Source organism: Bradyrhizobium sp. 14AA (genome assembly GCF_054185205.1).
In genome coordinates this window covers 105,631-120,863 of record NZ_JAVAYM010000024.1, presented here as the reverse complement: position 1 = coordinate 120,863, position 15,233 = coordinate 105,631, and the positions used below count along the sequence as shown (strand labels likewise).

1 protein-coding gene (running past one end of the window) is annotated in these 15,233 nt (G+C 64.0%); it reads right to left on the bottom strand.

All coding sequences use genetic code 11. The annotated features are described in order from the left end of the window. Nucleotides 1-15,233 carry the 5' portion of an LEPR-XLL domain-containing protein gene (locus tag RAD15_RS33820; protein WP_458182905.1) on the bottom strand. Its footprint begins 12,844 nt before the window's first position, so only the first 15,233 of its 28,077 coding nucleotides appear in the window; it begins with the start codon at nucleotides 15,231-15,233; the stop codon falls past the left edge of the window.

Here is a 15,233-nt window from a genome sequence, read left to right as displayed (position 1 = left end):
GCGATGACGCCATGCAGGTGCATCACGGTGCCGAATTTCGGTGTGTCGTCCGGCGAGACGGCGTCGGTCCGGGCGATACCGCTCGATAGCTCGTTCACGCGACGGAAATCGCCGTAGATATCGATATTCTGGCTGGCAAGTATCTGGGAGTTCACCTCCGTTGTCACATCGTCGGCGACGCGCAGCAAGATCGAGCCGTTGGGAGTGTTGATCAGGCCGTGGATCAGCGTCTCGGGCGCGTTCTCGAGGAACAGGACCGCTCCCGTATTCAACAGGTGCAAGTCCTCGCCCTGCGCCGCGCTCTCGCGCACGGTGAAGCGGATATTGCCGCCGAGCGCATCGCCGCCGGCAATGCCGAGCGCCTGCAGCAGCACCACTTCGGCGTTGTTGTCGTAAGGCGACGCCGTCGTGGGCAGCGCTTCGCTCAAATAGATGCTGCCGGTCGCGCGGGCGCCGATCGTGCCATAGGCATAGGCCTGGGAATCGATCTCAAGGTCGTTGCCGCCGCTGGTGTTGCCGATGTTTCCACCCTTGGCGAACAGGTCGATCGTGTTGCCGATGACGGACGCCGTGTCGCCGCCGACGCCATCGGCGCGGGCGTCGACGATGGAGCCCCTGGTTGTCGCGAGCGAGACATCCCCCTGGGTGCTGACGAGGTCGACCTCCAGATCATCCACCTCGTTCGCGATGGAGCCGATCCAATGCTGGGACTCGGCACCGCGCTGCACCTCCGTGATGAAGATGCCGCTCGTGCTGCCGACAGGCGCCGCCGCATCGATCGCGTCGAGGACGCCGAGCGCGGAGCCCACGCCGTAGAGCGCGTCGACATTGATCTCGATGAAATTGTCCGGCGTGCCGATGCCGCCGATGCCCGACTTGTCGGCGCTCGTCAGCGTGATGCCATTGTCGCCCGCGATCAACGTGATGTTGACGCCGGTCACGTCGGCCTCGCCCGCGGCTCCATCGTTCAGCGCATCGATGATCCGGGCCGGCGAATGCAGGGTGACGTCGTTTGCGGTCGACATGATGCGGCCGACGCGCAGGTCGCCGCTCTTCTCGGCCAGATCGATCCAGCCATTCGTCAGGACGTCGACGTGGTAGCTGTCGCCCGGGCCAGGCGTTCCGGACCCGGTGATGTCGGTGATCGCCTTGACGTTGATGAGCCTGGGGCTCGTCGCAGTCGGCTCGGCATTGGCGATGATGATGTTGTGAGCCGAGATGATGCCGGGCCGGTGGAGGTGGCCGGTCGAATCCAGCGCCCGGATGTCGTACGTGCTGTCGATATGTACGCCGCCGGTTCCGAACGCGCCCACATCCTGCTGCAGCGCACCACCCTGGTCGGGCGTGAACTTGTTGAAATAGTCCTTGGTGTTCGCGGCCTCGCGGTCGATCACGTGCACCGCGCCGACGGTCCCGACCGTCGTGTCCTGGACGCTCCCCCAAATCCGCAGATTGGCGTCGCCCGAGGTGTTCACCGCATCGATGACGACGGAGTAAGGCGTATTGCCGTCGCGCAGCCGGCCCTTGACGTCCAGCCAGGCGAAGCCTTCGGTCGTGCCATTGCCCTTGGCCACGGCGGTGAAGCGCTGCGCCGGTGTGAGGGAATGAAGGTCGGTGGCCGTTGCGGTCGGGGTAATCGCGATCGCGGTCGTCGGGCTCGATACCTCGGCCAGCTGGACCCGCAGGGAATCGACCGCGATGATGTAGTAATAGTTGCCCGATGTCAGCCCGCCGAGCGCGGTGCCCGAGGCGACATATTTCACGAGTTCGCCATCGAAGAACTGGTTCAGTCCCAGCACGATCGAGTGATCGCCACCACTGACGTTTCCGCTCACGAAGTCGGTCGCGGCCGGAACATTCGCGCTGTCGACCACATCGATGTTGACCCGATGCTGCGACGGGGAGACGGGATCGGCGAAGTTCACGATTCCGGGATTCTGGCCAATGTTCCCCTGCCGCGCCTCGATGTCGAGGATATTGGTCCGGATCAGCGAAGCCGGATCCGCGTCACCGTCTGCCCGGCTCGCGCTGGACAAGATGTCTCCATGGACGTTGATGACGCGCGTCGTGCCGATCGGATTGTCGATGACGCCGCTGAGCGTGATGTTCGGCGGATCCGTGTTGGTATTCTCGATGTCGATCAGCGTGGGGCTGACGTCGCGCTTGAGCTTGAACGTCAGGCCGCGCGAGCCCGTGCTGGAGATGTCGACTTGCGGCTTGTCGGCCGGGTCGACATCCAGGACCTTGATGTCCTGCACATTCATGTCCAGCTTGGACTTGTTGATCAGCAGGACATGGTGATAGTTGTCGCGGAATTCCCAGGTGCCGCCGCTGCCGTTGATGTGCTCTGCCGCCGCGAAGTAGACGTCGCCGGGATCGTTGTTGACGATGTCGTGCACGTTGATCGAGGTACCAATGTCGACGACGACATTGACCTGGCGTTCGATCGATCCGTTTTCTCCGACGATGAGCACGGGGGACTGCCCCGAGTAGATCACGACGTCGGAATCGAATTCGATCGTCGGCTTCACCTCGAACGACGTATGAGGACTGCCGGACAGGCTGAATCCGAGCGCACGGACGTGATCCGGGTTCTCGCTGATGATGGCCATGGCGCCCGGCCCGCTCTGTGGCTGGTTCGTCATGTCGATGTCGAATGCGAGCCGCGGCGTGGACGGATGCACCGACGGCAGCAGCACCGGATCGCCGTCGACGCGCGGAGTCGCGGTGACGACCGCGTTCGACGCGCTGTTGACGTCCGAATAGAGATGGGTCGTGTTGTTTGAGCTCGAATCGACGCCGCCGAAGAGCCCTGTCGCGCTCGAATTGGCGCGCGCCTTGGTGAAGATGGCGTTGTAGGATGTCCGGAAATCGACGCCTTCCCATCCCGTGATGGTCGCAAATCCGTTCACCTTGATGTTGAGCGGAATCTGGACGTCGACAGTGGACGACGCGGTTCCGACCGCAACCAGGCCGCCGCCATCGCCTTCGCTGACCGCGACAACCGACATCAAAGGCTGGTTCCCGGTCGCTCGCGCATCGCCATCGCTGGCGGACAGCACCACGATCCTGCCTTCGAGCTTGGCGGCGGTGCCGACCTCCACGTTGGTATTGCCGCTCAGCGTGGCCTCGGCACTTGCATTGGCGTCGCCGCCGAGTCCAACGCCGGTCGCATCCGTATTGGCGCTCTGATCGTTCCGTAGCTCAGCCGCAACGATCAGATTGCCGCCGGCGAGGATCGCCGCGTTGTTGTTGATGGTTGCGAGCGTATCGACCGCAATCTTGGAGTGAGTGTGACCAATGGCGACGCCGACGAAGCCCCCTGTGATCACGTGAGCGGCAGCCTGGGCCTTATTCTGCGTCAGGGCGAGCACCGACACGCCACCGTTCGCCTCGATGCGCGTACCGTCGCTCACATAGGCCAGGGTCTTGTGGTTCGGACCGTTCTGGTTGGCATCCGCAGTCGGAATGCCGAGGCCGACGAAGCCGCCGCCCTCGTCTTCTGCGCTCGACGTCGCATTTGTGGTCGACTGGGCCTTGATGACCACATCACCGCCCGCCGAGACGAGGTCCGCCGTGATGTATGCCTCGACGTCGGGATTGTCATTGACGACTGCGTGCGTGATGTTCGCACCGAGCAGGACGCCTCCTCCCGAGCCCGTTGCTACCGCAGAGGAGACGCCGTCTCCGGTCGGCGGGGAAATGACGTTGAGCGGCGTACCGCCCGGTCCGGTCAGCGTGACCGTCACCGCAGGGCCACTCTTGAGATTGACACGCAGCTGTTGCAGGCCGGAGCCGGTCGCCTTGATGTCGACGGCTTCCGCTCCGATCGTGTGATTTCCGGTCGCTCCGGGAGCCGACAGGGTCAGTGCCGTATCGCTCAGATCGGCCTTGAGGTGCAGCTTGAACTGGTTGTCGTTCAGCTTCTCGACATAGAACTGCTTTCCGTCGGCGTTGTTGCCGTCCGCCGTCATAGGCAGATCCGACTTCTTCACCAGGCTGTGTGTAACCGCCTTGAGATCGGTAAAATTGGGGTTGCTCTGATCTTTTGTTCCGGGATTCAGCCCGATCACGACCTTCGCCGCGGTCGTGTCGTTGCTGACCGTGTTTGATTCCGTGAGCGTGAGCGTCGAGCCGCCGGAGCCGCTGCTGATGTGGACGGTCCGGTTGTTGCTGCCAAGGTTGGTCCCGCTGATGACCAACGTCTGGCCATCCTTGAAGCCGAAGTCCGACCAGTTATGGCCATCGGTCCGCGAGATCGTGTCGCCAGTGCCGTGCTTCGTGAAGGTTATATTTCCCATTCCAAGCGAGGAAGCGTCGCCGAGCTGGATCGAGCTGCTGTTCGGTCCGCTGACGGTCACCACCTTGTAGTCGGCACCATCGGTCAGGCCGTCGATCACCTTCGTGGGCGGCGTGCCGCCGGTCGCGCTGTAACGGACGGTGTCACCCAACACGAAGCCCCAGCTGGCGGCATTGCCGTTGGCGTCGACGTATTGGATGTTGTTGTTGTCGACGTTGTTGTACGTCTTGCTGCCACTGTTGAAGATCGCGGAATTGGGATCCACGTCCACCTGCACGCTGACGAAGGTATGCGCCGCCGGCGCATGATAGGTGACCGCCTCGCCATTGAAGAACTGGTGGTTTGTCAGGTCGATCGTCTGACTGGATGCAGGCGGCGTGAAGTTCTCCTGGACATAGCTTCCACCCGGCTCCCGCAGCTTGATGTGGACCTGGTCCAGCGGATTGGGAATGTAGACGCTGTAGATGTGGCCCGGCGTCAAGCCGTCGATGACCGCGCCTCCGGCAGGTTCGTACTCGATCAGGTCGCCGTTGTTCAAATTCACTGCGGACGGCAGCGTGATGATGTCCGTCGTCGGATCGACCTTTGCGCCATCGAAGACATCGCCAAACGCAAGATGACTGTCGTCGATCCTGATGACGGTCTTGATGATGATGTCGTTGTTGTTGTTGTCCTTGCCGTTGACGGTGAGACCGTCGATCCCGGCATTGCTCGGCAGCACGACCGTCGATCCGGTCTGCAGCCCGTGATTGGTCACCTCGACCGAATTATTGAGCGGATTGCCGAGGTCGTCCGATGTCTCCGTATTGATGATCTGGTAGTTCGGAGGAGTCTTGGTCTGCTGCGGCTCGGCCTTCGCCACGACGCTGATGCTACCGCCGGCGGTCACCGTCGGCGGGTCGATATAGGCCTTTACCGTCGGTGTGATGTTGGTGGTCGAGTCGGCCTCGCCGATCTGCGCACCACCCGACAGCCCGAACCCCGAGGTCAGAGCGTCGCCTTCGGGATGGTCGGTCGCCAGCACCTCGATCTTTCCGGTGGTGTTGATGCTGCCGCCGGATTTGACATAGGCCTCTACGTCCGGCGTGACCGTCGCCGTCGAGCTGTTGATGTCCAACGCGAACAATATTCCGCCAACCACTGCGGTCTCGGTCGCCTTCGCCTCTTCGGTTCCCGTGGCGGAAATGGTCAGATCTGTCGCCGTGACCACCGAGCCGTCGAGATGAGCCTTGACCGAGCTCTTCGTTTCCGCCGTCGCGACCGTCACGCCGATGCCGAGACCACCCACGCCGATGCCGTGCGCCGATCCGACAGCGTTGCTGTTGTCGGTCGCACTGATCGTCACGGCATCAGACGCGGTCACCGTGCCGGTGATCTTGCTCTCCAGCGTCGGCGACATGGTCGCGCTCGCGACACCGCCTTCCGCGCCCAGGAGCGATCCGCCCGCCGAGGTCTGCGCCTCGGCGCTTGAACCATAACTGGTATCCTTGCCGAGATTTTCCGAGGTCGTGACCGACACCTTCTTGGCACTGACCGACCCGTTGCCGATGCTCGCCGTGATCTTGGTCTCGACGTCCGCGTTCACGAAGGACAGGCCGACGCCAGCACCGGCGCTGATCTCCACGCCCTGGACAAACGGATTGACCCGGTCGATCGATTCGGCGCTGACCGTGACGTCTCCGGTGACGATCACCGTGGCGCCGTCGCCGATGGCCGCACTCGCCTCAGCCTTGTCCGAGACCCGCGCAAAATTGACGCCTACGGCAACGATACCGGCCGATACCGCAACGGTGTGCACGTCGGTGGTCGTGGTATCGCTCGCATCGACCGTCAACGACTTGACGACACCGGCCTTGCCGATCTCCGCGCTTCCATCGACCGTCGCGCTGGCGCCGCCCGTCACGTCGAGGCTGGTATAGGACACGCCGGCGGCCACGGCACCCACGGACACCTGAGCGGTGAGTTCGGTCAGATCGCGGGTATTGGTCGCACCGACCTTGACGTTGCCTGCCTGCGTGACGTTGCCGAGGCTGGCCTGGACCAGGCTCGTGTCGCTGATCACCACGACGGCCGCGCCGACGCCGACAAAGCCGCCGGCCGCGTCCAGCGCGAGCAGGTTCACGCTCTCGTTGAGGCTCGCATTCACATTGATGTCGCTGGCAAGGCCGGCGCTCAGCGTTCCGTCCGCGAAAGCCGTCACGTTGTTGCCGATCGACAGCACGGCAACGGCGGCGCCCGCACCGACGAAGCCAACCGCGGCCTGGCCGGTCGTGACCTTGATGATATCGGATTCGTGTGCGCCGACATTGATGGCCAGCCCGGCATTGAGATGAGCGCCGCCCTTCACAATCGCAGACGTTCCGTTCGGAATCAGCGGGTCGGCCCCCGGTGCCGGCGCACTATTTTCGGTGCTGGTGATGCCGGTCTTGGTCGGTGCTTTGGCGTTGATGCCGGCGCTCGCCCCGCCGGGCCCGGAGATCGCCTGGCTGATCCGGTCGCGGTTGCTGTTCGCCTTGCCGTCGGACGTGAAATTATTGATGCCGCCTGCGTTGCTGTTGGTGACCTGGTTCTTGCCGGCCTCCGCCTCGGCAGCCGCATCACTGTCCGCCGACCCGTTCACGTTGCTGAAGGATTGATCGTTGTTACCTTGCTGCGACAGGCCGATGAGGCCCGTGCCGTTGTGATTCTGCGCATTCAGGGCCGAATTGTAGAGCTCGACCTTGCCGGTGGCATGACCGCCGCCATCGAGGAGTTGGTGCAGGAAGACGTGATCCCCGTCATGCACGGAGCCGAGATCGCTGCCGCCGCCGCTGTGGTAGATCACCTCGGCGCCGTCGCCGAAGGTCGGCTTACCGAAGTCGATCGTGCCATCGCCGGTATCGACGGCGCTCGTGCCGAATGAGACCGGCTTCGCATCCAGCGCGCTGTCGCTGGTCGCGTTGCCGTCCTTGTCTTTTCCGGTCTTCTCGATCTGCTTGCCGATGGACCAGACGCTGATCGCGCCGCCGACGCCGACAAAACCGCCCGCACCGCTCGCATCGAAGCCTTCGATGTCCTTGAGTGACAACGCATACACATCGATGTCGGCCGCCGCATTCACGGTCGCATTTGCGCCGACCACGGCCTTCACGTTGTTGTTGACCGTGCCGACGTCCACTGCGCCGGAAACACCGACGAACCCTGCGCCGATGCCGATCACGAATGTCTTCACGCTGACGTCGTCCGCGGCACCGACATGGACGCTCTGCGAGGGCCCGGCACTCCCCTGATGTGCCGTGTTGATCAGTGCTCCGTCCAGGATCGCGGCGTCGGTCTCGCCGCTGATCAGCGTCACGCCGACGGCGCCCGAAACGCCGACGAAGCCGCCTGCGCCGGCGGCAACGATATGGAGCAGATCCTCGCTCGACTCCGCCTGCACCAGCACGCCATGTGCAGTGGTCCTGCCGAACCCGGAACCGATCGTGCCATCCAGGATGTTGCCCTGGCCGGCCGATTTTCCGAGCGCATCGACTTGGGCATTCGCCGCGATGAACGCCTCGGTATCCTTGTGGATCAGCATCACGCCGACCGAACCACCAACGCCGACGGCACCGCCGGCCAGAGCGCCGGACAGCTCGAGCACATGGGTGTCGTCAGCGGCAGAGACCAGGACGTCGCCGTGTGCGAACACGACCGCGTGGTCGTCGATATGTGCCTTGGTCGTGTTGCTGACGCTAAGGACATCCACCGCGCCGCCGACGCCAACGAAGCCTCCGGCAATGCCGAAGCCGATCATCACGACGTTCTCTTTGACATTTGCCGCCACGCCGATGTCGCCAAGCGCATTCACCGTCGCGTGGTCGCCGATATAGGCCTCGGTGGTATTCCCGATCACGTTGACGCCGACCGCCGGCGCCACGCCGACCAGACCGCCGGCCGCGGAGCCCGCAATTGCCAGGTGATAGAAATCGTCGGCGGCACCGACCAGCACCGTTTGCTCGTTGGCTGCGGTGGCTGTGCTGCCGTTCACCGTCGCATGGTCGCCGATATAGGCTTTCGTCGTCGCATTGACGACGTCGACGCCTGCCGTCACCGCAACGCCGACCTCGCCCGCACCGACGCTGAACGTGAAGGTCCTGATCTCGTCCTGATTGGTGGCCGCCACCGCGACGCCGTGGAATCCGGGTTGGACCGTCGGACCCGCCGAGCGGATGTTGCCCAGGGAGTCGTCAGACACGTCCTGGTCGCCGCTACCGCTCGAACTCGTCTTCATCGCGTCGACCTTGGGCGTGCCGACATGGCCACCTGAGCGCAGGTTGCTGCGCGCCACTGGATCGTCGGACTCGGCAGTCGAACGTGTGTCCGTGGTCTTGGTCTCGATCCCCTGCCCGTCCGGACTATTCGGCGAGAACTTGTCGCCGGCATTGACCGGCGTGAGCGTGATCCCGATCGCGCCCGTATTGACGTCGGCACCCAGGCCCTGTCCATCACCCGTCACGACGGCGCCGGAGCCGATGAACGCCTCCGTATCCTTGGTCATGACGTTCACGCCGGCGGCTGCCCCGATGCCGACGGTTCCGGCCGCAAGAACGGCAGTGATCTCGTTGATGTCGGTCTGGTCGTCCGCCGAAATGGCGACCGTGCCCGTGGCATGCACGTTGCCCTGGCCAAAGCTCAGCGTGCCGTCGGTGGGATCGTCGCCAATGAAGGCCCGCGTATGCAATTCGAACACATTCACGTCGGCGTTCGCACCCACGCCGACCGTACCGCCGACGGCGATGCCTGCCGACACCGAAATCAGCGTCTCGGTCGACGCGGCGGTGACCAGGATATTGCCACCGACGGTGGCCGTCACGTTCGAGTCGATGAAGGCAGTCGTGAACTTCTTGAACACGCCCACACCGACGCCGACGCCCACGCCAGCCGTGCCGCTCGCCGCGATCGAGCCAGCAACCGTGGTAACTCCCGTGTCGTCGGTCGCCTTCACGGTGAGGTCGTGCACGCCCACGATCGTGACGGAGGTGCCGTGCCCGATCGACGCCGTGGTGTGTTCCGTCAGGACGTTGATCGCCGCCGAGCCCGCTATCCCGACATCTCCGCCGCCGCCAAATCCGGCCGCGATCGAGATGATGTCTTCGCTTTCCTTTGCGATGACATCTATATTGCCGCCGGCGCGCAGCGTGGCGTTGGCACCGACATAGGCTTGAACGGTCGCAGCGTGGACCAGCGTGGTGTTTGCCAGACCGATTCCCGCGCTGTCTCCGACGCCGATCGCCCCCGCAACCATCGTCGTGATGAAGGTGTCGGTCGCAGTCACCGAGATGGCGCCGCCCGAACGCACCTGGGCAGAATCGTCGATATAGGCGTCCGTCTCCGGGTGAATGTCGGCGATGCCAACCGATGCCGCGGCTCCAACTCCTCCAAAGCCGCCGCCGATCGTGCCCGCGACCGACAGCATCGTCTCGGACGATGTCGCCGTGACGGTGACCGCTCCGCCACCATTGTTGCCGACATGCGCCGACGAGCCGATATAGGCCTTCGTGGTCTTGTGAAGGATCTCGACATCCAGCCCTACGCCGAACCCGCTCGAATCGAGCGATAGCCCGAGCGCACCCGCGACGCTGACGACTTTCGTCTCATTGACGGCATGCACGCTCACGGTCTGGCCGCTCGCGACCGTATAGAGCCCGCCCTGGTTGACCTGGCTACCCGCGCCAATGTGGGCGTCCACATCAACATGGAAATCATCGACGATGAACGAGCCGGCGAAGGCCATGTCCTTCGCGCTGGCGGCGCCGGCCACGGCCACGGACGTCAGCTTTGGCTTGAGCGGCAGATCGATCTCGGTCGGCACCATATGGCTCTCGGCATCGACCTGGATGGCGCCCGCCGCATCGGCGTCGCCCTCGATCGCGGCGGTCACGCTCGCATGCAGCACCGTCACGTTGATCGCGGCACCGAGCGCACCGGAATCCTTGGAGAACGCGCCGGCGGCCGCGATCGTCTGCGGACCGAGCACGGCGATCCCGTTCACCGATATTCCGCCGTCCGATTCCAGATGCGACGTGCTCGCGGTCGACGCCTCGGTGTCGAAATGATCGACGATGTTGATGGCGACCGAGCCGGCGATGCTCATGCTGCCCTTGCCGCCCGCCGCGGCGGCGCCCCAGGCCACGAAGTCGTCGGTTTCGCCGCTCGGCGTCACCGCCTCGACGGTGATGCCGCCGGCGGCGCTGTGGCTGATGATGACCGAACCAGCCCCTACCTGTGCCTTGTTGGTGGCGCCAAGCCAGTTGACGCTGACACCCGCGGCGATGTTGAAATTGTTGTCCATCGCAAGGGATGCGCCGATCGCCTTCGCGCTGTCATCGTATTGCGCAACGGCGGAAATCCTCACGGGACCTTGCGCCGTGATGTCCGCGCCATTTGTTACCTTGGCAGTGTTGTCCGCCAGGACGCGGTTCACCGCAATCGATGCCGCGACCCCGACGCCGCTGCCGTTCCCACTGCCCTGCGACGAGGCCGAGCTGTTGCCGCTCGAGGCGTTGCCGCCTGCCGATGGCAACGATACACCCTTGCCGTTGGTGCTCGCATTGCCGCCATTGACCTGGCCGTCAGCCTGCTTGTCAGCGTTATTGCCCGATCCGGAATCGTCGTCCTTGCCCTTGACCGTCGAGACCGCCTTCGCTTCGCTGACGACCGTGGAGGTCGAGGCGACCGTCGCAGCACCGCCGGTGGTGGTGACACTTCTTGCAAGTTCGGCGCTGACGTTCTCGGTCAGCCAGGCAATCGCGATCGACGCACCGACGCCGACACTCTTGCCGGCCGCCGCGGCATCCGTGTCGGTGGTGTAGTCCGCTTCGTTCGACGCGGTGATCGAAGCGTCACCCGTGGCCGAAACGGTGCCACCCGTGCCGACATAGGCCGACACCGTGTCGGAGGCGACCAGGATGCCGGCGCCCACGGCGACGCCCACACCACCCGCCGCGCCGTTTTCGCCATGCGTGAATGTAGACACCACGTTTTCCGCCGCGACCGTGAATTTTCCCGCAGCGCCCGACCATGTCGTGCCGTTGATGATTGCCGCGTTGACCGTGTTGGTCGGGACGTCGACCGCAACCGAGGCGCCGACGCCGACATTCTCTCCATCGGTATCGCCATGCGGAAGTGCACGCGCGAGGTTGTCCGCGCTGCTTCCGGCTCTGACCGCAACATCGAGACCGCCGGTGATCGCGACCTTCGCCGTGCTCGTCCCGGAATGGTCCCCGGACGGCGTCTTGCCGATGACTGCTTCGGTTTCATTGTTTACGACATTGACCGCGACCGATACGGAGACCCCGATATCGCCGGATCCGGCCGCCGACAATGCCTCGGCCCGCGTCGAATGGCTTTCGTCAACGACCTTGGTGCCGTTGCCGTCGCTGGTCAGCTCGATCGCCTTGCCGGCATAGGCCTCGTTGCGTGAAGCCGCGAGCTGGTAGTGCCCGCCGGTCAGGTCGATGACGTAATAGACCGTGTTGCCGGAAAGGCCGCCAATCGCCGTGCTTCCGGGTGGGGTGTCGTACGTCACTGAATCGCCGGTGCGCAGATGCGCATTGGCGCCAAGATTGAGCAGCCGGACGGTGCCGCCGGCCGTGAACTTGACATCGCTCAGGGGATTGGGCGTGGGAACGCCCATGACGTCCTCGACCTTGTAGAGGTGCTGATCGCCAGACCCTGGCGACGTGAGGTCGATCTGCTTGTCCGCGCCGGTGGTCTCTCCCGCCTCGGCCTTCGCCTTGCTGTCATAGAGCCTGATCGTGCCGTCGTCGTTGACGTGCACGTAGTAGTCGATGCTGAGATTGGTCAGTCCGCCGATATCGCCGCTCAGGGCGAAATTGAGGTATTCGACCCGATCACCACTCTTCAGACCGGCTCCAAGACCAACGAAGATCGTATCGTCGGTCGTGTTCACGACGTCGGGCTTGATGACCGGGGCGTCGATCTTCCGCTCGTCCATCACCGCTTCGACGGTCAAGCCCCCGCCGTGAATATCAGTGTTGTTGCCGATGTAGGCGAGGTTGGTCGGATTGTTCAGGGCAATTGCCACGCCGAGACCAACGCCGGTTCCTCCAGACGTCGTGGTCGCCTTGCCATCCGCGGTCGCGTGACCGTCGGAGTTGAGTGCCGAGTGAACGGTGAGCATGCCGGTGGCGGTGATCTTACGGTTGTCCGGGATCGACGCCGTCGAGGTGGCATTCTGGACATCGAGGGCAACCGCGCCGGCCACGGTGACGTCGCCCCCGCCCGAAGACGCCTTGTTGGTGTCCGTTGCGCCCGTCCCCTTTGCACCGCTGTTCTTGCTCGTCGCTGCCGAGTTCGCGAAATCCTTCTGACCCGTCGTCTTCTGGTCGATGCTCTTGCCGCCGTTGCTGTTGTTCTTGGTTTCGTCCTCGCCGCCGGCGGCACTCGCCTTGGCCTTGGTCTCGCTGATCGAAATGGCATTCGACAGGAATGCCGCCGCGCCGCCCGTGGTGACGAGGTCGCGCCCGGTTGTCGCCAGTGAATGGTCGTTGACGAAGCTGAGCCCGATCGAGATGCCGATCGCGGTCCCCGCCTGGGTGTCCCCCTCGGCCGAGGTCGTTACCTGGTCAGTCAGCGCAGCGGAAGCCGTGAAGGCACCACCGATGTCCAATTCGCTCCCTGTACCGAGCTTGGCCGACACGTCGTTATCGGAGATCGATATCGCGATGACCGGGGTGACGGAGGTGCTCTTCCCCACCGCCCCATTCATCGCGTCGGTTTCCATCGTGTGGATCGACGTGGCGATGAGCGTCAGGTCCTTGGCGCCCGCCAATATGGCACCATCGTCCAGGTAGGCAGAGGTCGTGTCGTCGTCGTAGCCGAGTGCGACAGAGATTCCGACGCCGGTCTTGGCAGGGTCGCCCTTGCTGTCGGCGGGCGTGGCCCTGGTGACGAGCGCGATGTTGGAATCGGCCTCGATCGTGACGTTGGTCGGGCTCGACAGCGTGACGTGTGCCGTCTTGGCCAGGTACGCATAGTTATGATTGAAGACGAAGTTGAGCGCGACCGAACCGTCGACCGTCAGGTTCTCGGCGGTGCCAACACCCGAGATCGACGTGACCGTGAACACGCTCTGTTGCGGAGCCAGCACGTCGATGGCGAGCGAGCTGCCTGTAATGGTCGTGTTTCCATCGATGTAGGCAAGATTGCTCCGGTCGACGACGCCGATCGCCACCGCAATACCAACGCCCTGCTGAGCGTTGCCGGACGTGTCGCCGGTAAAGCTCGCGTCGGCAATAACCGTCTGTACATCCTTGGTCGTGGTCGTGACTGCGACCGCGCCGGTCCTGGCATCGATCGTGCCGCCGTTGATGAACGAAGACGCCGTTCCGGTGTCGACGCCCACGGCGACCGCACCGGCGAAAGTGATACTGCCCTCGTTGGTGGTCGCGCCGTTGCTGCCGAGCGTCTTCTGGCTCGCGTTGCCGCCGCCGCCGTCCGAGGACCCGCCGACCGAAGAGGACGCCGACGTCATGATGGTGCGGTCGGACCCGGCCGCCAGCGTTACCCCTGTGCCGTCGACGGTCGCGCCCTCGATCGAGGCCGTTGTGTCGCCCAGGATCACCGAAACCGCGACGGCCGCGCCGGCGCTGCCCGCGCTGCCGTCGGCCAAGGTCGTGGCGTTCAGCTTGCTTGTCGCGAGCAAGGCGGTAGCGCTCGCCCCGCTGGCATTCACAGTGGCTCCGCCGGACACACCAAGCTTGGCCCCGCTGTCGAACACGGTCAAGGCAACCGCGGCGTCCTTGGAAGCATCGCTGCCGGAGCCGGGCGCGGCAGACGCATTGATCGTAACGTCGGACTTGGCCGTCGCGCCGATCTTGCCACTGGCGCTGACGTGGCTCGACGCGCCGTGGATCAGCACCTCCGGATCCGCCTCGCCCGCCACCAGCGTGATCTTGAACGAGCCGTTGTTGACCGACGATGCCTTGAGAGTGCCGTCGACCGTCGCAGCGAGGGTGAGATCGCCGGCGGTTGCGCTCAATATCGAATCGCCGATGTCGATCTTTGCGCTCGAGAAGCTCGTGACCAACGAGACGAGATGGATATTGTTACCCAGGTTGTCGTTGATCGCATCGGCGATCTTTCCGGTGATCTTGCCGCTGAAGCTGGAATCATCGGCATTGCCCTGAACCGAGCCGTCGGCATCCACGTCGAGGGCTGAGTGCGCGGTGAACGTGACAGAGCTTGCGGTGAGATTGGCGCCGGCCAGCGTAATGCCTGTATTTGCATTGGCCAGGATGCCCTGGTTCACCACGGGATCGTTGCCCGCCGTCATCTCCGAAACGAGGGTCAGACCGCCACCGAAAGCCGCATGTGCACTCGACGAGATGGCGGTATCGGCTTTGAGATTGAGCCCGAAATTGAGCACGGCCGAGGTGCCGTCGAGCTTGACTGTGTCCTGGAACAGCCTTTGGTCGCCGCCCGTGAAATTGATGTTGAGGGTGCCGCCGCCGCCCACGAATCCGTTCAAGGCGGAGAACGTGTCGAGGTCGATGTGGATCGTATCTCCGAAGGCCGCCTGTGCGACCGAACCGCCGGAACGCTCGATCGTGACGTTGTTGTCCGTCAGGCTCGCGGTACCCGCGACATTTGAAGTGCCGGATTCGAAGAGAGTGAGGCTGCTGGAGCCACTCGCCTGCAGCGTGAACTCATGCACCGATGGATTCGGTATCGTCGCGTAGGAAATGTCGGCCGACAGCAGCAGACGCGGCTCTATCGCTTCCAGCGTGAAGTTCTGCCGCCGCGGTTTTGCGGTCGGTTTCGCCGCGCCGCCCCAGCGGCGCCTTCTACTGTCGCGCCCCGGAAGGATCTCGCGAATGACCTTGTCGAGAAGGGTTTCGAACGCGGAGCGCTTGCGAGCTTCCTTGTTCCAGCGCCAGGCTATACCCAT